Here is a 19,658-nt window from a genome sequence, read left to right as displayed (position 1 = left end):
CTAATTCCCTTCCATTCGCCTGCGGACGCTCAGCGGCCGCATATCGGTCCACACCCGGTCGATGTGGTCCAGGCATTCATGCCGCGGCCCGCGGAATCCTTCGACGGCCCACCCTGCCGGAATCTCGCGGTCGGCAGAGAGAATTGAGTACTGTTCCTCACCATTGAGTACGACGATGTAATCGACCTTGTCGTCGATGTCCACCATGATCGACCTCCGCATTTCGTCGACAAAAGTTGACCGTTGCGAGACACCGTCCGATCGCGCACTTCTCCGCGATCGGACCTCGCTATTTCTGTCTGTCGCGAGTCCTCATCACCACCACGACCGCGACCAGTGGTGCCAGTCCCGCCAGGAGCAGCCCCGCCCCGGCGCCGAAGCGCGTCACGAACCAACCGGTCACCGGGCTGGCGAGCGCGATGCCCACGTAGCCGATGGCGGAGAAGTATCCGAACGCCTCCGCCAGCCGCTCCGGCGGAGCCTGTTCGGAGACCAGCAGGATGACCGCGCTGTCGCCCGGTGCGAAGGCCAGTCCGGCCACCAGAAGACAGAGGACGGAAACCCACAACTGGGGTGCCGCGGCAGCCATTGCCATGACGGTGCCGTACGCGGCCATCAGTACGCACGCCACCGTGCGGGTCTTCACCTTCCGCAACGGGTTCGTCGACGGCAGTGCGGCGTAGACCGAACCACTGATCGCACTCGTGGCGAAGAGGCCGGCGAGCACCAGACCGCCGTGCGTCGCGGCCTCGCCGTGATCGGTCATCAGGGCTGGCAGCGCCACGTCGAGCGCACCGAGGTTGACCCCGATCCCCGCGTTGAGCACGAGCGGCGCCCACAACCACCCGAGCAATGCGCGCACCGAGGAGTGCTGCCGCGTCGGGCTGCCCGGTTCCCTCCTCGGCAGCGTCCAGCTGAGCAGGGCGCCTCCGGCCGTCACCGCGGCCACGACGCCGACGCATGCCTGCGGTCCGACCGCGGCAGCCACCACGGCCGCCAGCGCCGGGCCGCCGATCCAGGCCACCTGCACCGCGACCGCGTCGACCGCATAGGCCTGGGTGAGCTGTGTGGAGTGGAGGAAGTGGGGCAGGACCGAACGGTAGGCCCCGCCCACCCCGGAGCCAGCGCACGCGGCCAGGACGACGAACACCAGCAGCAGCCACAAGGGAGCACCCGCGGCCGCCGCGACCGACGTGGCGACGAGCCCGGCGGCCGCCCCGAGCAGTGACCACCCGAGGGCGTTGGGCAACAAGGCCCGGTCCATCTGCCGACCTCGCCACGGCGCGCATAGCGCGTAGGTCATCGCACTCGCGCCGCTGAGCAGTCCACTGCTCACGAACGACCCGGTCACCTCGTGCGCGGTGAGCACCAACGCGACCGGGAGCGAGGTCTGCGGCAGCCTGGCCAGCGAGGCCGCGGCCAGCCACCGTAACCAGATCGGATTCTGCCGCAGTGGCTTGGCCGGCGCGCTCACCGGTGGACTGACAGCGTCCTGCATGTCGTGCCTCCTCATCTCAGACGGGCATCGCGCCGCTGAGCAGCGCTTCGCGCTCGCTGGGCAGCAACACGTCGGCCGTGTCGAGCCGGGCCGCCGGATCGGCCACCGCGGCACGCATCACCTGGACCAGACGCCGGGTGAGCGCGACGACCGTCTCCCGGTCGAAGACGTCGGTGGCGAACTCGACCAGGCCGGCCATACCTTCCGGACTGCCGTCGGCGCCGCGCCGTTCGGTGAACGAGAACGACAGGTCGAACTTGGCGGTCTGCACGTCGATCTGCCGCCCGGTCGCCGCGACGCCCGGGAGGTCGAGCGCGGCCTCGCCCGCCCCTTGCAGCGTGAGCGTCACCTGGAAGAGCGGGTTGTGACTCAGCGAGCGGGTCGGCTTGAGCGCCTCGACCAGCCGCTCGAACGGCACGTCCTGGTTGGCGTACGCGGCCAGGTTGGTCTCGCGCACCCGCGCCAGCAATTCGGTGAACGTCGGATTGCCACTGGTGTCGGTGCGCAGTACCAGTGTGTTGACGAAGAAGCCGACCAGGTCGTCGAGCGCGTCATCGTTGCGACCGGCGATCGGCGCGCCGATCGGGATGTCGGCACCCGCGCCGATCCGGGTGAGCAGACCGGCCAGAGCCGTCTGCAGTGCCATGAACAGGCTGGCGCGTCGTGCGCCGGCGAATCGCGCGAGACCGGCGTGCAGGTCGGCATCCAGTTCGAAATGCACGGTCTCGCCCCGATGCCCGCGCACGGCCGGACGTGGCCGGTCCAGCGGCAGCTCCAGCGGTTCGGGCAAGCCGGCCAGCTGCTCGGTCCAGTACTCCACCTCGCTCGTGACGGCCCCGCCGTCTGCGCCGAGGGTCTCCTGCTGCCACAGCGTGTAGTCCGCGTACTGGACCGGCAACGGCGTCCACTCCGGTGCGTTGCCCGCACGCCGGGCCGCGTACGCGGTGGACAGGTCCCGCAGCAGCGGCCGCATCGACCAGTGGTCGGTGGCGATGTGATGCAGACAGATCAGCAGCACATGCCGGTTCGGGCCGAGCCGGAAGAGCACTGCCCGCATCGGCGGCGCGCCCGCGAGATCGAACCGACGCTCCACCTCGGACCTCATCGCGTCGGCGATCCCGGACTCCGAGGAGTCCACCGTGGTCAGAACGGGGCTCCCGGGGTCGAGGACGCGCTGCCACGGCTCGTCGCCGGACACCGGGAACGCGGTCCGCAGGCTCTCGTGCCTGGTCATCACGTCACCGAACGCCGCTCGCAGGGCGTCAACATCCAGCTCACCGGTCAGAGAGAAGGCCGACGGGATGTGGTAGGCGGAACCATGACCCGCCGACGTCTCCAGCTGTTCGACGAACCACAGGCGGCGCTGCGCGAAGGACAACGGCACCCGCTCCGGGCGGCGCATGACCCTGACGGGCGACCTGCTCGGCGCCAGGTTGTCGATGGCGTTGGCGATACCCGCGACGGTCTGCCGTTCGAAGATCACTCGCACAGGCAGGGTCACGTCAAGGACCGAACGCACCCGGCTCGCCAGCCTGGCGACCTGCAACGAGTGGCCACCGAGCTCGAAGAAGTCGTCGTCGACCCCGACCTCGGCGATCTTCAGCACGTCGGCGACCAGTCGGCACAACAGCTCTTCCTGCGGCGTGCGCGGCGCGCGGCCGCTGACCGTCCACTGCGGTGCCGGCAGTGCCGCGACATCCACCTTGCCGTTCGCGTTCACCGGCATCCGGTCCAGCACGACGAACGACGCCGGGACCATGAAGGCGGGAAGGGTGTCGGAGAGGTACCGCCGCAACCGCGCCGGTACGAGCGAGGTGCCGTCCACCCCCACCGCATAGGCCACCAGCCGGACGTCCCCCGGCACCGGCTCGACCGCGGTCACGACCGCACCGGCCACGTCGGGGTGCTTGAGCAAAGTCGCCTCGACCTCTCCCGGCTCGACCCGGTAACCCCGGATCTTGACCTGGTGGTCGGCCCGGCCGGCGAAGACCAGGGTGCCGTCGCTGGTCCACCTCGCCAGGTCGCCCGTGCGGTACATCCGCCCACCGGCGCCCACGAACGGATCGGGCAGGAACCGCTCCGCGGTCAGTCCCGGCCTGGCCAGATAACCGCGTGCGACGCCCGCACCGGCGATGAAGATCTCGCCGACCACTCCCGGCGGGACCGGCCGCAACTTGTCGTCCAGCAGATAGATCCGCTGGTTCCACACCGGACGGCCGATCGGAACCGCCGGGGACCCCTCCGCGGCTGCCGTCTGCCCGGACTGGGCGAGCATGGTCGCGGCGTGCGTCTCGGTCGGACCGTAGTAGTTGAGCAGCCGGCGCTCCGTGGGACCGCTCAGCAGCGAACGAATGTCGTCGCTCAGCATCAAGGGCGACCCTGCCTGCGCGACGTCGGTGAACGCGGGCAGTTCGAGGCCTTCGGCGACAGAGGCCGAGCAGATGCTGTCGATCATCAGTGTCGGCGCGATGACCATCGTCACCCGATGCCGGTCCATCCAGTGCACCAGTCGTACCGGATCGGTGCGCACATCCGGTTCGGGAATCGCGATCGTGCCGCCGCTGACCAGGGCGGGCAGGGTTTCCTCCAGGGACACGTCGAAGCCCACGCTGGCGAGCTGCGCGATGATGCCGCTCGAGCTCCCCGTGTCGCGGTCCGCCTGCCAGCACACCATGTTGAGCAGACCAGCGGCCGGCATCACCACGCCCTTGGGCACGCCGGTCGAGCCGGACGTGTAGATCAGGTAGGCCGCGGCGGCGTGATCGCCGGAGCGGCGTTCGTCCTCTGTGAGTGCCGTCGCCGGGTGCCGCTCGATCCGCGCCATGTCGTCAGCGGAGTCGATGACCAGCGCGCCGGGCACCCGGTGTGCGTGCTCGCGGTGGGTCACCACGACCACCGGCGCGGCATCCTCGACCATGAAACCGAGCCGTTCGTCGGGGTAGTCCGGATCCACCGGCAGGTAGACCGCACCGGCCTTGACCGTGGCCAGCAGCGCGACCAGGAGGTCCACGGACCGGTCAAGGAGCACCGCGACAACGTGCTCCTGGCCCGCGCCCCGGCTGATCAGCTCTCTGGCCAGCTGGTTGGCCCTGGCGTGCAGCTCCGCGTACGTGACGCGGATCGTGTCGGTGACGGCGGCGATCGCCGATGGCGTGCGCGCGGCCTGGTCCTCAAGCAACGTCACCAGGTCGGCAGCCGGAAGGGGCCGGGCGGAGTCGTTCCACTCGGTCAGCACCCGGTGCCTGCCTGCCGCGGACAGCAGTTCGCCCTGCAACACCGGCCGGTCCGGATCGTCGACGGCCTGGGCCAGCACCAGGCAGAACTGCTCGACCATGGCCTCGACGGTGCCGTGGTCGTACAGGTCGGCGGAATACTCGACCATTCCGTCGATTCCGCACGGCGTGCCGTCGGCGGATCGCCGTTCCTGGACCGAGAAGAACAGTTCGAACCGGGACACCCCGATGTCGACGGGGTCGAACCGGGAACCGATGCCGGGCGCGTCGAGCGCGGGATCGACGTGCGTCTGCACCGCGAGCATCACCTGGAAAAGCGGGTTCAGGCCGAGCGAACGCACCGGGTTGACCGCTTCGACCACCTGCTCGAACGGCACGTCCTGCGCGTCGAATGCGGCAAGGTCGGTCGCCCGGACGCGCTCGACCAACTCTCGGAAAGTCGGCTCGCCAGAGGTGTCGGTGCGCAGCACCAGCGTGTTGACGAAGAAGCCGACGAGGTCGTCGAGCGCCGCGTCGGTGCGCCCGGCGACAGGTGCACCGATCGGCAGGTCGGTACCCGCGCCGAGCCTGGTCAGCAGAGCACCGAGGCCCGCGTGCAGGAGCATGAACAACGTCGCCTGGTGGTCCCGGCCGAGATCGGTGAGCCGCTGGTGCAGTTCCGCGTCGAGGTGAAAGGACACGCGGCCACCGCGGTAGCTGGTGCCGGCGGCGGAACGAGGGCGGTCGGCAGGCAGGGCGATCTGCGCGGGCACCTCTTCGAGCACCGTCAGCCAGTAGCCCAGCTGCTTGACCAGCATCCCGTCGGCGTCGGCGAGTTCCCGCTGCCACTGGGCGTAGTCGGTGTACCGCACGGGCAAGTCCGGCCACGTCGGAGCCTCACCGGCCAGCCGGGAACGGTAGGCGGCGGACAGGTCGTGCCGCAAGGGCTCGAACGACCAGCCGTCGACCGCGATGTGGTGGAACGCAAGCAGGAGCACGTGTTCCTGCGGGCCGAGGACGAACAGGCACGTCCGCAGTGGCACGTCGACGGTCAGGTCGAAGCCCTCGGCCGCACGCCGCCGGACCGCCTCTGCCGCCTCGCCGGGCTCGACGTGGACCACCGACATGACGGTCGCCAGGTCAGGAATCTCCAGGACCTTCTGTGCCGGCGTGCCCGACTCGGCCGGGAAGATCGTCCGGAGCGATTCGTGCCGGGAGATCACATCGCGCACCGCGTGCCGGAGTGCGTCGTGATCCAGCTCGCCCGACAGCCACAACGCCACCGGGATGTTGTAGCCGGCCCCACCGCCGGCAACCTGGTTGAGGAACCACAGTCGTTGCTGCGCGTACGACAACGGGACCTGCGCGGTCCGTTCTTTCGGTTCGACGGGCGGACGTGTCGTCCGGTACGAGTCGAGCTTGCCCGTCAGACCGATCGGAGTCGGCGAGGCGAAGAACTCTCGCGCGGTGATCTCAACACCGAACGCGGCACGCAGCCGGCTGAGAACGCGGGAGGCCAACAGCGACTGCCCGCCCAGTTCGAAGAAGTCACCGTCCGGAGCCACCTCGGGCAGACCGAGGAGCTCGGCGAATATCGACCGGACGAGATCGGTTCTCGGGTCCATTCCCGATCGCTCCCTCGTGGAGTCGTGATACACGGACATTGACGCCCCCTTGTGCGGCAATACAGTGCTGGCCATATCCAGCAGATCGATTTTGCTGGACAATTCCGATCACTCGGAATAAAACGCGAGGGGCAAATACTCGAGACTATTGGTGACGTAAGACGGCGTGCGTCGCTGCTCACCAACCTGCTCGATCCTCGACACGCTGCGCATTGTTTCTTCGAGGAAGACCCTGATCATCACCCTGGCCAACGGTGCGCCGATGCAGAAATGGCGACCGCCGCCGAAGCTCACGTGCCGGTTGGGGTTCCTGTCCAGCCGCAACTCCATCGGCCGGTCGAACACGTTCTCGTCCCGGTTGAGCGACGACAACCACACGCTCACCGCCTGGCCTGCCTTGATCTCGACGTCACCGACAGACGTATCGGCGACAGCGGTGCGCATGAGGTGGGTCACCGGTGCCGTCCAGCGCACGAGCTCCTCGATGGCCGACTTGAGCGGGACCGCCCCCGAGCGCAGCGCGTCCAACTGTCCCGGGTTGGCGAGCAGCGCCAGCAGCCCGCCGCTCAACACCTGGCGCGTCGTCTCCCCAGCTGCCACAGCCAGGTTGTCGCAGGTCAGGATGATCTCGTCGTCAGTGATGTCCAGCCCGTCCGCCTGCGCGAGGACGAACGCCGACACCACGTCGTCCGTCGGTCGCGCCCTGCGCTCCTCGATCACCTCGGCGTAGTAGGCGAGCACCTCGAGGTGCGCCTGCTGCGCGGCCGTCCCGTCCAAGTCCACGATGTTGCCCACGGCCGCCTCGGCGTAGCCTGCGACCCGCTCCACATCCTCACCCTCGACACCGAGCAGACCGGCGATGACCTGGAGCGGATACGGCGCCGCGACGTCATTGACGAAGTCGTGGGGACCGGCGTCGATGACACCACGCAACAGAGACCGCGACACCTCTGTCGCCCTGTCCCGAAACCCGGCGGCCGCCTTGGGCGTGAAAAGCGCGGCTGCCGCCTTTCGGAGCACGTCGTGCCGGGGCGGGTCGGACAACGTCATCATCACCCCCGCCCCTGGGTACGGATCGGAGAGGTTGGGCCGCAGGAACGTTCCCTTGGCCGAACTGAACTGCTTCCAGTCGCTCAGTACGGCCAGGCCCTCGTCATAGGTCGTGACCGCCCAGAACGGTTCATGATCCGGTTCGTCGTGCCAGGAGACCGGGCATTCTCTGCGTAGCCGTGCCCAGGTGGCATGCGGATCGCCGTGGGAATAGAGACGGGGATCGGTCAACCTGGCGATGGCGGGGGCGGTCACGTGTCAACTCCTTCGCGTGGTGAGTGTCAGTCGCTTTCTTCAGCGGAGATCGCATTGGTCACGGAGAACTCCCTTTGCGGTACGAACCGCATCGACGATGACGTCATCCACGGCGATCAATTCCTCAGCACCGTCCGGAAGGCAGGACCATCCCGGTCTCGATGGCCAGTCGGTCGAAGAACGCGGTCCAGTGACGCCACATCTCATCGGCGGAGTCGAGAACCGCCAGTTCCTGCTCCGGGGCGAGTCCCGAGAACAGGGCGTTGGTCGCCTGGTCGACGTGGTCGGGTTCCTGTGTGACATGGATGTCGACCCACGCGTTGCGCTCCGTGCCGGCCTCCCGCTTCACCGCCTCGCCGATCGCCGAGACCATCAGCAGGTCCGTGACCTCGGTGGCAAAGATGCCGCCGAGCGCGGAACACCGGTCCGCCGAGCACTTCTCGTACCAGGCCACCAGCGCGGCGGTCTCCGCGAACGGCTCGGAACCGGTCACCGTCCGGCGTTCGTAGCCCGCCTTCTCCATGCTGTCGGCATAGATCACCTCGTGGGCGGCCTTGGCCGACCGGACACCGGTCTCCTGCGAAAGAATCCGTGTGATCGCGCTCTTGGACTCGATGTCAGGCAAGACCGAGATGCAGCGCGCGAGGAAGGTCGGGAAGTAATGCAGCGGGTGCCACCACTGGCCGAGGAACATCGCAACGTGCTCGTGCGAAAGTTCGCGGCTGTGTACCTGCTTGAAGAACTCGTGGTCGACAAAGGCCCGGTGCGCCTCGGTTCCGACGAGCCGATCGGATATCGATTCAACGATTTCGACTGTCATGATGTCCTTCTCCTTTTCAAGGTAGACCCCGCACCGTCCGAGATTCCCGATAAGGTGCGGAACGGAACGGCTCACTCATGAGCTTCTCTGACCACACAACCTCGCTGCACGCAACTGATGCATTCCATCGATGACGCGTCTGGTGGTCAGATGCCCGACTGTCGAGGCAAGTCCGCCTCCGACAGAACAAGGACCTGCACTTGCTCCGTACTCTCACCGGCCAGCCTCGGTGAGTCCGATGCAAGCCCCGCTTCTGCCGATTGATGGTTCGGCACCTCCGCACCCTTCCCCAACACACTGCGACGGTGAGTTCCCCCGCACCGAGCACCAGTATTGGGGCACCAGTTGAGCGGATACAGAAACATCAGGCTTATCCGGTGTAGTCACCGCGACCACCCACTGTGCGCACTGCAACGTCGGGACGGCGGCTTCGGCCACACCTGGGCGAAAGCCGGAGCCCCGGCTCGTGAGGTCCCACGGAACGCGCCGCTGACCCGCCCCCGCCCCGGCCACACGGACCTCGCCGGCATGCAGAAGTACGGCTTCGACGAGGCCCACCCGATCCTGGAGCGCGCCTCCGCCCGCGAGACCGCGGCCCGGGGGGCGCTCGGCGCGGTGGCCCGGCCGTCGAATTCAGCACGCGCATGCAGACGTCGTGGATCTCCGCGAAGGCCGCGTCTCAAGCAGCGCGGCGGCCGTGGCCGCGAGGTCGCCCTCGTGCCTGATGTCGTCGATGAAGCCGTCGGGGAACTTCAGCTTCACCCCACAGGCTCGGCAAAGCCAGGAGCAGCAGCAAGTGCCCGAACCCAGAAGGCGTTCGATCAGTGAGCCCTTTCACCGTGGCCACCGATCGGGTGATGGCGTCGGTGCCCGCAACGGACAGGGCTCCTGTGCCGTTGGGTGAGGTGTTCGAAGTCTCAACCTGCCGGTCCAGGAGCCCTGTTGGTTCCCTATCCTGCCGCACTCGACCTGCCTCATGCGCTGGTCGAGTGGGTCACGATGCTCATCGTCACCCGTGAGGGTGACCGTCGGTGCAAGCTCCCTCCGCACCAGCGTGCCCTCGTCGCTCTCGTCTACCTGCGCAAGCACGACACCTTCGCCCAGATCGCCGCCGGGTTCGGCATATCCGTGGGCACCGCCCACGCCTACACCACCGCGGTTGTGCGGCTCCTGGCCGACCGGGCGCCGGGCCTGCTCAAGACCCTGCGCGAGCACGACCCCGACTACGTGCTCCTGGACGGAACCCTCAGCGAGTGCGACCGCCTGGGCGACGGACGCACCGACTACTCCCACAAGCACCGACGCCACGGCGTGAACGTGCAGGTCGTGACCGATCCCGAAGGCCGGCTGCTGTGGGTCTCACCGGCCCTGCCGGGCCGAGCCCATGACCTGACCGCCGCACGCACCCATCGCATCATCCGGATCTGCGAGCGCCAGGGCGTCCCGATCGTGGCCGACCGCGCCTACATCGGAGCCGGCTCCTGGGTCACCACCGCCATCCGTCGCCCGCCCAACGGCCAACTCACGCCGACCGAGCGGACGCTGAACCGCGCACTCGCCCACGCCCGCGCTCCCGTCGAACGAGGCGTCGCCCGACTGAAGTCCTGGCGCATCTTCCGCCGAAGCCGCTGCAGCCCAAACCGGATGACGATCACCGTCGCCGCGGTGCTCACCCTGGAGAGGCAACGCTGAAAAGGCTCAGTCTGTCGTGAAGGGCCCGATAGACCCCCCAGTAGTTGTCTGCCTCGGGGTGCACGAGTGCGACCTGTGTCCTGCGGATGAGGCTCCGGAAGGGAACGGGGAGGTACGGATCCCGGGCGGCCCCGGCATCGCTTATGCCGCTCCGTTCCTGGTCACGCACTACATCACCGCTCACGGCTACCGACCGCCGCAGGCCTTCATGGATGCTGTTCTCGCTGTCGATCTCAGCGCATGGGCATCCGCACGGTGGCCTGACGTCCCCTTTCCTTGGGTTCCGGATGACGCGGAACGCATGCTGGAGTAGCGGCGAGCGAGGCTCATGTTCGCAGCCAGAGCCGGATCGATGCGACGGTGACCGTCCCGTGACAGGCGTAGGCCCGCTTGTCGTAACGGGTCGCCACCGCACGGAAGACCTTCAGCCGGTTGATCGTCCGCTCCACTTCGTTGCGGCGTCGGTAGATCTCTCTGTCGAACCCGGTCGGGCGGCCGCCCTTGCTGCCGCGCCGCTGGCGGTTGGCCCGCTGGTCCTTGGGCTCCGGGATCGTGTGCTTGATCTGCGACGCCGCAGATAGCGTCGGTTGCGGCGCGATGAATAGGCCTTGTCGCCGCCAAGGTGATCGGGTCGAGTACGTGGGTGTCCGCCGGCGGGCCGCGGAACCCGGATCTGTTCCAGCACGGGGATCAACTGAGGGGCATCGCCCCACTGGCCGGGAGTGAGGACGAAGGCGAGTGGGCGGCGTCCGCCCTCAGCTGCCAAATGGATCTTGCAGGTCAGTCTGCCCCTTGAACGGCCCAGGGCCTCGTCGCCCCGGTGACGGATGGGAGTGCTTCCTTTGCCGGGAACTCGCGGTGAGCGCGAGTGGGCTCCGGCCGCGTGCTGATGTGCCCGGCAGGAGGTGGAGGCCACGCTGACCATGCTCCAGTCGATCCGGCCCTCGGCGTCGTCGTCGGCCTGGACGGCCCGCAGGATCTTCTCCCATGTGCCGTCCGCTGACCACCTGCGATGACGATCGTGAACTGTCTTCCACTTCCCGAAGCGGGATGATGGCAGATCCCGCCACGGCAAGCCGGTTCGCAAGCCGGTCTTCGTGCACAGATTCCTGAACCCGCTGCGGACTCGGGCGGGCGTGAGCTTGTTCGGCGGAGCCGGTTTCTCCCAGGGCCGCCGGAGATGGCCAGCGGATGGGCGAGCCGGAGCTGGGCATGGGCGGCGATCACCATCCACGTCCACCGGTCGGCAGCCTCCGAGCCGCGAAGCCGGGGCTTGGTCCAGCCGAGCGTCTGCTTGAACAGGCGGATGCCTGCGACGCGGTCGCCTTCCCATAAAGGCGGGTGCCAGTGACCGTCACGGCCTGCTCGATACCCCACGTGGCGGGGTCACCGAAGACGAACTCGCTTCCGTACGGTCGGCCGCCCTTGGGGTCATAGACCCGCGGCGGTGTCGGCCGTCGCATGACGCGGTCTGAGCGGAGTCGGCCGAGGATCAGCAGGTGGGCGATGCGGGGTGCGTCGTATCCGGCGTCCAGCACGACCAGGACGTCCAGGTCACCTTCCTTCCTTCGGCCGGCGGCGACGAGGCGCTCGACTACCTCGCGGATCTGGACCGCGGTCACCGCGGCCACGTCGGCACCAGGCCTCAGGCGGACCGCGTCCAGCACCGCCGTCCACGACGTTCGGCCCTCCCTCACGCAGCCACCACCGATACGGCCAGCCGGGCACCATCTGGTGCTTGCCCTCACCCCGGCCGAACGTCTGGCAAAAGGACCGGCCAGCGCAGGTGTCGGCGTCCGGCCGTAGCCATGGCGAGACATCCACAGCCAGTACGAGCCGACCGTCCGCCGCCCTCGGCAGCAGCATTCCAGCCAACGCGCGACGTCGGACCACAAATGACAAGCTGAGGCGCAGGCCGACGCGCGCACTACCCGTTGAGCCCCTACGGTCGCAGTACGGTCCACCGTGACAGGACACTTCGGGCCTGGGCGGTCCCGCGTCCACTTCGCACGTTGCGCGGGACCGCCTCCCACAGAGTCGCAGTCCCCGCTGGGGCCGACGTCACCAGTCGACGTGCGCGCTGATCCATCTGGCCAGGCCCACCCTCGCCCTCGCACGCCGCCGCCTCGACGTCCTCTGGGCCCTGATACGCGACCATCGCACCTTCACCACAGCACCCCCAGCTAGCGATCACGCACCGGCTTGAACGACTCACACCGCGTCACCAGACCGCTTCACAAACATGATTGGGAATCAGTCACAGTGAGCCGAAGTGCGTTAGTTGTCACCAGCAGGGTCGGACGAGCTGGCAAAAGGGGCTGGACGAAGCATCCTGGTTGTCACAGGAGAGGCATCCGACTTGTCACACACGCTCATTCAGCAGTCCTTCTGCCACCAAAGGGAAGGTCGAGAACCCGAGCTTCTCTGCCCGGATCTTCTACTCGGGCCGCCCCTGCGGCCCGCACGACGCTAACGTCAAGCCCGTGATCGTATGGCTCAACGGCACTCACGGCGCAGGCAAGACGACAACCAGTGCGCTCGTGCAGCAGCTGATCCCGGACTCACGAGTGTTCGACGCCGAGAAAGTCGGCGAGACACTCATGGACATCACGCCAGGACTGCCCGCGACGGACAACTTCCAGCACTGGCCGCCATGGCGGCCACTCGTAGTCGAGACCGCCCGACGCGTCCTCGACTACACCGGCGGCACCCTGGTGATCCCCATGACCGTCCTGGTCGAACAGTACTGGCGCGAGATCAGCTCGGGCCTTGCCCAACACGCCATTCCAGTCCGGCACTTCGTTCTCCACGCCGACCAAGACACCCTCCGCGCGCGCATCGCGGGCGACACCGTTCTCGGCCCCAACTCCCCGTTCCGTCTCCAATACCTTGAGCCCTACGCCGAAGCGGCCCGCACCTGGCTGCACGCCGAGGCCGACGTCGTCGACACCACGCACCTCACCCCCGCCCAGGCCGCCCAACAGATCGCAGAGGCCGTCAAGAGTTGAGAGCACGACCCTCCGGCGCCAAACCATGCAGATGACAACAAGCCTGCCTATGCGACAACTATCATGCGCAGACGGCTGGCGCCCATCTTCCAGCCGGACGCCTTGAACTCCTCCGACAGCGGCAAGATCCCCGAGGGCAGCCCCGGATCCCGCAGCAGCAGCCGGATCAGCACCCCGTAGTCCTCCGGCTGGAGACCGGGCTCGTGAGCCAGCGCGCGTCCGGGCCCGGGCCCTCGGCGTCTACAGGGCGCGCAGCAGGAACTGGGTGGTGGTGTAGCTGGCGCCGCCGGAGCAGGTGTAGCTCTGCTGGGTGGCCGTGTACGTGAACCCGGACGGCACGGAGCAGGCCCACATGCCGGTCACGGGCTTGTGGAGCAGGTACTGGCTGGTCGTGTAGCTCCCGCCGCCGGAGCACGTGTGGCTGCTCATGACCCCGGTGTGGGTGTAGCCGGGCATGGTGGTGCAGGCCCAGAGGCCGTCGGCGGGCGGCTGGACGTAGAACTCGGTGGTCCGATAGCTGCTGCCTCCCGAACAGGTGTAGGAACTGCGGGACGAGGTGTACGTGTAGCCGGACGGGACGGAGCAGGCCCAGAAGCCTGAGGTGGTCCCGGTGGCCCCTGTGGTCCCGGCTTTGGGGGCTTGGGCGATGGTCCCGGCTTCGGCGGCCGGGGCGGCGGCGGCCGGGGCGGTCGCCGTGGTGAGGGCCGTGGCGAAGGCGAGGGCGGCCGTCGCCGTGGCGGCGAGCAGCGTGCGGGGCACACGGAAGGTCGTACGCGGCATGGCGGGCACTCCTGGTCGGTTCGTCCATCGGGCAGAGCCAACGGGTGGGGGCCGGCCGGGGGTCTGGCCCGTGCCCCGGCCGCCGCAGGGCGCGCGCCGGAAGACTGTCAGGGGCACGGGCCCCCGGCAAGGCCGGTGCCGCGCGGTCCGCTGTCTTCCGGCCGCCACCGGCACCCCGGCCGACCTGCGGGCTGACCGGGGCGCACCGCCCTGCCAGGGCGTTCGGTACGGGTGGAACGGCGGGGTCCGCCCCCCTGGGGCCGTACGGGGCAGCCGGCCGGGGCGTCGAAGTGGACCTCCGCCCGGGTGTCGGTACTCGCCGAGTATCCACGCGTACAAGGCCGGCTGGAACGACGCCCTGGTCGAGTTCCGCCGTACTCCGTAGGATCCCGGCGTGAGAAGTCTGTGGTGGATCGTCGCTGTCGGTGTGATCGCATTCAGCGCTTTCTTCTGGGCCGTCGGCGGAGCCGTCGACCTGGGCCTCGAGGAACACGCCCGTGGACGCTACGGCCTTCCCGACGGAGGCGAGCGCTACACGTACGCCCTGTTCGGCGGGGGCGTGATCGCCGTGGGCTCCGCACTCGTCCTCGCCGGTCGCCGCGAGCCCGGCTGGAAGACCGCGCTGCTTCCCGCCTCCGGCCTTGGGTTCGGCGCCGTCTCAGTCCTGGTCCTGGGCCAGCAGACCCGGCACTGGATCGCCGCCTGCGCAATGGGCATCGCCGGGATCGTGATGACGCTGGCCGCGCTCCGGCGCGGACACGCGAGCCAGCCGCCAAGGGGCCAGCGCGCCCCAGGCTGATCGCCAGGGCCACTCACCTGCTCCCCACCGAACCGCACACCGCGAAGCCCCTGCCCTCCCCGCAGGGGCTTCGTCGTATGCCCGCCGAGCGCCGAGAGGCGCTCAACGAAGGAGGCCAGATGGCGAAGAGCCTTGAGCCGGACCTGGACGCCCCACCGCTGGGACGAACGCCCGAACCGCTGCCCATGAGCACACGCCTACCCGCGCGACCTCTAAGGCGGTGGTTCGTGGTGGGTGGTTTTGTCGTCGGAATCCGACACCACCTGTCGCTCAGGGTCGAGAACGCCTCGTTTCGCCGGAGGGCGCCACGGCATCGAAAGATTCGCCCGGGACACCGACGTGGCGTCGGCCCAGATGAAGTCGGCCTGCGGCACCAGCTTCTGAGCCTGCCGGATCTGTACCTCGCTGATGTCGACGCCTGGGCGACGCGCTGACCAGTGGCGCTGCCGCCGCCAAGGAGCGGCAGCAGCGCCAGCCGCCCTACTCCATGACAGCGTGCAGCGAGCAGCACCGGCTCCCATCGGCGCGTTTCATAGGTGGACCACCTATGAAACAGACCCCGTCCGCGAATCGCGGACATGCGACGGGCCGACCGTCGGAGAGGATCGTCCGGGTGATCGCCCGGCGTGTACGGCGGGGGCGGCCAAGCGCGGCCGCGCACAGTGAGGCGGGGCTGGCCCCGGCCTCGACTCCCCAGAGAACGGAAACGCCGGTGACGGTGACCAGTGACAGCACCACGGGCGAGCAGCTCGCCTTGAGCCTGCTGCAAGGCGTGGGTAACGAACAGATGCGGGCGGCGACCCGGCTCCTGGGTGCTCACCAGGACGGTTACTGGCTCCGCCGCCTCCTGGAGGACGAGCACGAACTCACGGCGGCCGCCGACAAGCCGGTCATCGACCGGCGCGGCAAGCACCCTTCGGTGGACTGGGACGCGATCGGCCAGCTCATGCTCGCCCGACCTTGGGCATTCAAGAGCTCCAGCAGCGAGCTGGCCGTGCTGGAGGTCGCCGCCTCCCTGGTAACCCGCTGCGCGGTGCAGCTCGGCCAGGCGCTCAGGGTGGTGGACAACACCAGTTCCGCCTGATCCTCCGGGCGATGGAGGAAGCCGCGTCATAAGGACGTACGAGGACCCGGATTTCCCGTACCCGTTCGTCTACGTGCTGCCCTCCGCGACGGGCCGCTGACAATGGTTAGCCCATTTGGGTCCAAAAGGTCTGACTGGCCGTGACGTGCGGCGGCGCTCACCCCGTGTGCTGTGGAGGTGAGCGCCGTTCTCGTTCGTGTGGTTCCTGCGGTGGCCGGTTCACTGCTCCGCTACGGTGCCGTCATGAGCGAGCCTTTCGCCCAGGGCGAGGACCATCCGGCGTGTGGCATCTGCCCGTCGAAGCGGCTGCCGCGCGAGGCGTTCGTCGTCTACGACCGGCCGTCTTGGGAGTGCCCGTTCGATCCGGCCGACGGCTTCCGGTACACCGCCGACCGGACCCCGGCGTGCGTGCACCCACACAAGGTGGGCCTGGAGCCGGACCGGATCGCGCCTCCGCCGAAAGAGCTCCAGCCCGCCGAGCCGGAGGCTACGCCGCGGCGGCGGAGAGGATGGCTGCCTTCCTTCCTCGCTCGGTGACACCGATCCCGGCGTACACCTCGTCGAGGATCTTCCGGCGCCGTTCGGTCTCGGCCTCGTCGATCCAGAACCGGTCGTTCACCGGGCCGAAGGCGGCGCGGTACGCCTGGTGGGTGAAGTCGCCGGGGTTCCAGGTGCCGCCGGCGAACCCGTCCTCCATGTCGGTGGCGTGGACGAAGCGGATGCCGGTGCGGTCCTGGATGCGGGACAGAACGGTGAACTGCGCCGTGAGCGCGTGGGACATGACGTCGACCGGGACCGGCTGGGCGAGCTCGGCAGCCTTCTCGTCACCGCCGGTCAGCTCGTACACCGCGCTCTTGAGGGCCAGGACCCGGGTGGTCTCGGTGAACAGCGCGGGCGCGTCGGCGACCGCGTCGTAGTCGAGGATGATCGGGTAACCATAGAAGTCGTCCCAGTCGCTGCTGTACTTCGCGCAGCTGTCCCACAGGCGGGCCCACTCCTCGTCGGCCTGCCACGTCTCGAGGATCTGCCGGGCCCGGGTCGCGACGGCGGCGGGCTCGATGACCGTGCTCATGATGGTGCCCCTCTCGTGTCTGTCGAGTGGTGCTCGCCCGGCCCCGGCGGGCCGGACGTGGCGCTGCGCCGCGCACCCGGGGATCGGTGGTCGCGCCCGGGTGCGCGGCAGTCAGAGGGCCCGGACGGGCCGCGTGACTTCGGCAAGGCGGTCCAGGCGTCCGTACAGGGCGCGGCAGAGCCGGGCGCGGCCCTGGGCGCAGCGGACGGTGCCCTGCAGTTCCGCGGACAGGCGGCGGTCGGTCTCGTCGAGGATGTGTTCGGCGAGCACCCGGGCCGCGTGGTCGTCGGGCAGCCTGTCGGCGGCGCGGCGCACGTCGGCGGCCACGGCGCGGGCGGCTCCGGTCAGCTGCAGGGCGATCTGCTGATAGTCCCGCTCGGGCAGGCCCGGGTCGCCGTCCCAGCCGAGGACGGCGGCGACCAGGTGCTGGTGGGCCTCGCGATCGAGGGGGACTTCCGCCTCGATACGGCCGTCAGGGTCGTACAGGGCCGTGTGGGTGCTGGTCATGGGTGCCTCACTGCTGGGTGGGCCGGGACGGCCGTAACCCTGGTCGGCGCGGGCCAGCAGGGGCCGCGGTCGCGGGTGCCGGCGTTGGTGTGGGCGCGCATCAGATCCCGCCTCTCCGGGGCTGTGGCGTCGGACCTTTGACGCTACGGAGGCGGTGGCAGGGCCTCAACGAGATTGCGGGTTGTTGCGCAGATTCACTCCAAGGCATCGGCCGCGGCCCGGATGAGCGTGCGGGCGGCGTCGCCGTGGACGGCCATACGGGCCAGGCCGGTGAAGGCGCGGGCGTAGTCGGCGATTTCGCGGGGCTGGCGGATGCTGATGCCCGCGGTGAGCGTCTCCACGACGGTGTTGTGGTCGTCGTAGAGGTAGAAGGCCTCCAGCGGCCACACGGTGCGCTCGGCGCCGAGGGGGATGATGCCGAGGGAGACCGAGGCCAGCGGCAACACGGTGAGCAGGTGGGCGAGTTGGCCGGCCATCGTCTCGGCGGAGCCGATCCTGGTGCGCAGCACCCACTCCTCGATCAGGACGACGAACCGGTGTCCGCCCTCGTACAGGAAGCAGCTGCGGGCGAGGCGGGCGGCGACGGCGTCGGGGATGTCGTCGGGGGTGCCCTGGAAGTCGGTGATGGAGCGCATCAGAGCCTCGGCGTAGCCGGCGGTCTGGAAGAAGCCGGGGATCACGTTGGAGGTGTAGGCGCGGCAGACCTTCGCGGCGGCGTTGCGGGCGAGGACGTCCTGCTGGGTGCGGCGCATGCCGTCGCGGTGCTGGCGGCGCCACTCCAGGTACATCGACTCCACCGCGCGGGCGGTGGCGATGAGGTCGGCGGTCTGGTCCTCGGCTCTGCAGGCGGCGGCCCAGGCGCGGATGTCGGCGTCGGAGGGGGCGGCTTTGGCGCGCAGGATGCGGGAGGTCTTGGCCGGGTGCCAGCCGCACCGGGCGGACAGCTCACGCCCGTTGATCCCGGCGTCCCGTGCCAGGTGGGCCAGGCGCACGGCGAGGGCTTCGCGGGCGGCCTGGGCGCTGGAGGACGGGGAGGCGGGCATGGGCTGTCCGGGCCGGTCAGACGACGGTGTACTTCTCGTGCGGGACGGCCCTCTGCCACACCGCCTCGAACGCGGCCGCGCACAGTGCCGCAACCTGCGGGTCGTCGGTGCGTTCCTTGGCCGCCCAGTCGCCGTTGCCGGTGAAACGTGTCCACAACCTCTTCGAAGACGACTTCCTCCGGCTCATCACGGGTGAACCACCCCATCGCAGCCGCCTCCCTTCTCTTCGGGCCCGTCGCTCACAGCTTGGCCCACTCGCACGCTCCGCGAACGCCGCATCGACAACAAGGAGTTGCCCCGTGCAGTCCAACGACAACACCCCCGGCCAGAACCGCCAAGAGCTCGCCTACCTCCCGGTACCCTTCCCGAAGGCACCGTCCAAGGAGCCGCGGTTCGCCGCGCTGCGCACCTGGTTGAAGGAAGCGTGGGAAGAGGACGGCGTCCTGAACGCGATGTGGGAGGACATCCTCAGCGCTCCCGAGGACGGCTTCCGGTACATGGCCCCCTGGATCCGCGCCGTCCTGGTGGTGGCCGGAGTCTCCTTCGTCGTGCTGATGGCCAAGGCCGCCGGTGAAGTTGTCCTCCAGGCGCTGCACCAGCTGCTCACCGCCGTGCCCAAGGTGCAGGTCGGCGTCGACACCTCCAGCGGCGTGGCAGCCGTCGTCGACCAGCCGGTGCGCACGTACATCGCGCAGCACTCCGCCGGCCTCCCGGTCGAAGGCTCCACCGTCTACACGCTGTGGCTCCTCACCGGCATCGTCGGCCTGGTCCTCGGCTACCTCTCCCGGAACAACGGAGTGCGCGCGATGTGGACCGCGTGGGGCGCAGCCACCGTGTGGATGGTCTGGACGACCACCCCGCACACCAGCCGCCCCGTCGCGGCCGGGCTCGCCCTCCTCGCCTGGACGTTCCTGTCCGCATTCGCGATGCGCGGCCTGACCCTGCGCCGCCGCGTCCGCGCTGGGCACCCGGCGAAGGTCGTCGTCCGGCCCGAGATCCACGTTCCGGTGCAGCCCCCGACCCCGCCCACCGAACAGCACCCGCACAGCGGCTGCCCGTTCCGCGACTGACCTCCGGACGCTCCGCCTGGTCCTCGCCCACCCGCTCCGGCGCGGCGGGCGAGGACCGGACAGGCCGTCCGGCCTCACGCACCACCAGCCCTGTCCCCCACCGATTGGAGAACTCGGGGCTACCGACGGAATGGCTTGACCTG

At 69.1% G+C, this 19,658-nt stretch carries 16 protein-coding genes and 6 pseudogenes; 8 read left to right on the top strand and 14 right to left on the bottom strand.

Going from position 1 to position 19,658, the window contains the following annotated elements; all coding sequences use genetic code 11:
- From HW130_RS28610 to HW130_RS37115, 3 genes and pseudogenes are all read right to left on the bottom strand, one after another.
- On the bottom strand, window positions 1-207 hold the full coding sequence (locus tag HW130_RS28610; RefSeq protein ID WP_177152641.1) for an MbtH family NRPS accessory protein: 207 nt from the start codon (window positions 205-207) through the stop codon (window positions 1-3).
- A gap of 82 nt (window positions 208-289) precedes the next feature.
- Window positions 290-1,498, bottom strand: coding sequence for an MFS transporter (locus tag HW130_RS28605; RefSeq protein ID WP_177152640.1), 1,209 nt, complete (start codon window positions 1,496-1,498; stop codon window positions 290-292).
- A 16-nt stretch (window positions 1,499-1,514) separates the two neighbouring features.
- Window positions 1,515-3,116 (bottom strand): annotated as a pseudogene (locus HW130_RS37115) (condensation domain-containing protein); the annotation flags it as partial.
- Here HW130_RS37115 and HW130_RS37110 point away from each other — a divergent pair.
- Window positions 3,028-3,243: pseudogene (locus HW130_RS37110) on the top strand (hypothetical protein); the annotation flags it as partial. The pseudogenes HW130_RS37115 and HW130_RS37110 overlap by 89 nt on opposite strands.
- Here the strand turns inward: HW130_RS37110 and HW130_RS37105 are convergent.
- The 3 genes and pseudogenes from HW130_RS37105 to HW130_RS28590 all read right to left on the bottom strand — a co-directional run.
- Window positions 3,213-6,335, bottom strand: a pseudogene (locus tag HW130_RS37105) (amino acid adenylation domain-containing protein); the annotation flags it as partial. The pseudogenes HW130_RS37110 and HW130_RS37105 overlap by 31 nt on opposite strands.
- A 108-nt stretch (window positions 6,336-6,443) precedes the next feature.
- Window positions 6,444-7,640: a cytochrome P450 gene (locus HW130_RS28595; protein WP_177152638.1), complete on the bottom strand. Its 1,197-nt coding sequence runs from the start codon at window positions 7,638-7,640 to the stop codon at window positions 6,444-6,446.
- A gap of 124 nt (window positions 7,641-7,764) precedes the next feature.
- Window positions 7,765-8,535 (bottom strand): TenA family transcriptional regulator, encoded by a 771-nt coding sequence (locus tag HW130_RS28590; RefSeq protein WP_218184072.1) that lies wholly within the window; start codon window positions 8,533-8,535, stop codon window positions 7,765-7,767.
- Window positions 8,536-8,937: 402 nt separating this feature from the next.
- Here HW130_RS28590 and HW130_RS28585 point away from each other — a divergent pair.
- Both HW130_RS28585 and HW130_RS28580 read left to right on the top strand, forming a co-directional pair.
- Window positions 8,938-9,084 (top strand): annotated as a pseudogene (locus HW130_RS28585) (chorismate synthase); the annotation flags it as partial.
- A gap of 318 nt (window positions 9,085-9,402) precedes the next feature.
- Window positions 9,403-10,152, top strand: coding sequence for a transposase family protein (locus HW130_RS28580; RefSeq protein ID WP_177152637.1), 750 nt, complete (start codon window positions 9,403-9,405; stop codon window positions 10,150-10,152).
- A gap of 326 nt (window positions 10,153-10,478) precedes the next feature.
- Here the strand turns inward: HW130_RS28580 and HW130_RS28575 are convergent.
- The 3 genes and pseudogenes from HW130_RS28575 to HW130_RS37095 all read right to left on the bottom strand — a co-directional run.
- A pseudogene (locus HW130_RS28575) lies at window positions 10,479-11,236 on the bottom strand (IS5 family transposase); the annotation flags it as partial.
- 139 nt (window positions 11,237-11,375) lie between these two features.
- Window positions 11,376-11,849 (bottom strand): transposase, encoded by a 474-nt coding sequence (locus HW130_RS37100; protein ID WP_375256600.1) that lies wholly within the window; start codon window positions 11,847-11,849, stop codon window positions 11,376-11,378.
- Window positions 11,850-11,916: 67 nt separating this feature from the next.
- Window positions 11,917-12,018: pseudogene (locus HW130_RS37095) on the bottom strand (hypothetical protein); the annotation flags it as partial.
- A gap of 617 nt (window positions 12,019-12,635) precedes the next feature.
- On the opposite strand from HW130_RS37095, the gene HW130_RS28565 reads away from it, so the two are divergent.
- Window positions 12,636-13,160: an AAA family ATPase gene (locus HW130_RS28565; protein ID WP_177152636.1), complete on the top strand. Its 525-nt coding sequence runs from the start codon at window positions 12,636-12,638 to the stop codon at window positions 13,158-13,160.
- Window positions 13,161-13,400: 240 nt separating this feature from the next.
- On the opposite strand, the gene HW130_RS28560 is transcribed toward HW130_RS28565, so the two are convergent.
- Window positions 13,401-13,940: a hypothetical protein gene (locus HW130_RS28560; protein WP_177152635.1), complete on the bottom strand. Its 540-nt coding sequence runs from the start codon at window positions 13,938-13,940 to the stop codon at window positions 13,401-13,403.
- 394 nt (window positions 13,941-14,334) lie between these two features.
- Here HW130_RS28560 and HW130_RS28555 point away from each other — a divergent pair, with 394 nt between their 5' ends.
- From HW130_RS28555 to HW130_RS28545, 3 genes are all read left to right on the top strand, one after another.
- Complete coding sequence (locus HW130_RS28555) at window positions 14,335-14,739, top strand: hypothetical protein (protein ID WP_177152634.1); 405 nt, start codon at window positions 14,335-14,337, stop codon at window positions 14,737-14,739.
- Window positions 14,740-15,451: 712 nt separating this feature from the next.
- Window positions 15,452-15,823, top strand: coding sequence for a hypothetical protein (locus HW130_RS28550; RefSeq protein WP_177152633.1), 372 nt, complete (start codon window positions 15,452-15,454; stop codon window positions 15,821-15,823).
- Window positions 15,824-16,066: 243 nt separating this feature from the next.
- A complete protein-coding gene (locus tag HW130_RS28545) occupies window positions 16,067-16,360 on the top strand; it encodes a hypothetical protein (RefSeq protein ID WP_177152632.1) in 294 nt (97 codons plus the stop codon).
- On the opposite strand, the gene HW130_RS28540 is transcribed toward HW130_RS28545, so the two are convergent.
- The 4 genes from HW130_RS28540 to HW130_RS28525 form a co-directional block, all read right to left on the bottom strand.
- Window positions 16,311-16,895, bottom strand: coding sequence for a hypothetical protein (locus tag HW130_RS28540; protein WP_177152631.1), 585 nt, complete (start codon window positions 16,893-16,895; stop codon window positions 16,311-16,313). The genes HW130_RS28545 and HW130_RS28540 overlap by 50 nt on opposite strands.
- A 111-nt stretch (window positions 16,896-17,006) precedes the next feature.
- A complete protein-coding gene (locus HW130_RS28535) occupies window positions 17,007-17,402 on the bottom strand; it encodes a DUF6415 family natural product biosynthesis protein (RefSeq protein ID WP_177152630.1) in 396 nt (131 codons plus the stop codon).
- A gap of 194 nt (window positions 17,403-17,596) precedes the next feature.
- Window positions 17,597-18,445: a DUF5753 domain-containing protein gene (locus HW130_RS28530; RefSeq protein ID WP_177152629.1), complete on the bottom strand. Its 849-nt coding sequence runs from the start codon at window positions 18,443-18,445 to the stop codon at window positions 17,597-17,599.
- A gap of 16 nt (window positions 18,446-18,461) precedes the next feature.
- A complete protein-coding gene (locus tag HW130_RS28525; RefSeq protein ID WP_177152627.1) occupies window positions 18,462-18,602 on the bottom strand; it encodes a DUF6879 family protein in 141 nt (46 codons plus the stop codon).
- Window positions 18,603-18,744: 142 nt separating this feature from the next.
- On the opposite strand from HW130_RS28525, the gene HW130_RS28520 reads away from it, so the two are divergent.
- On the top strand, window positions 18,745-19,515 hold the full coding sequence (locus HW130_RS28520) for a hypothetical protein (RefSeq protein ID WP_177152628.1): 771 nt from the start codon (window positions 18,745-18,747) through the stop codon (window positions 19,513-19,515).
- Window positions 19,516-19,658: the final 143 nt, after the last annotated feature.

The organism is Streptomyces sp. PKU-EA00015, assembly GCF_013387495.1.
GTDB lineage: Bacteria > Actinomycetota > Actinomycetes > Streptomycetales > Streptomycetaceae > Streptomyces.
The sequence above is the reverse complement of the archived record's forward strand: the minus strand, read 5'-3'. Positions and strand labels throughout refer to the sequence as shown.

What these genes read in the sequence shown, in the direction of transcription:
- HW130_RS28610 (WP_177152641.1), bottom strand. Translation starts at nt 207, where the DNA reads ATGGTGGACATCGACGACAAGGTCGATTACATCGTCGTACTCAATGGT.
- HW130_RS28605 (WP_177152640.1), bottom strand. Translation starts at nt 1,498, where the DNA reads ATGCAGGACGCTGTCAGTCCACCGGTGAGCGCGCCGGCCAAGCCACTG.
- HW130_RS28560 (WP_177152635.1), bottom strand. Translation starts at nt 13,940, where the DNA reads ATGCCGCGTACGACCTTCCGTGTGCCCCGCACGCTGCTCGCCGCCACG.
- HW130_RS28545 (WP_177152632.1), top strand. Translation starts at nt 16,067, where the DNA reads ATGAGCGAGCCTTTCGCCCAGGGCGAGGACCATCCGGCGTGTGGCATC.
- HW130_RS28540 (WP_177152631.1), bottom strand. Translation starts at nt 16,895, where the DNA reads ATGAGCACGGTCATCGAGCCCGCCGCCGTCGCGACCCGGGCCCGGCAG.
- HW130_RS28535 (WP_177152630.1), bottom strand. Translation starts at nt 17,402, where the DNA reads ATGACCAGCACCCACACGGCCCTGTACGACCCTGACGGCCGTATCGAG.
- HW130_RS28530 (WP_177152629.1), bottom strand. Translation starts at nt 18,445, where the DNA reads ATGCCCGCCTCCCCGTCCTCCAGCGCCCAGGCCGCCCGCGAAGCCCTC.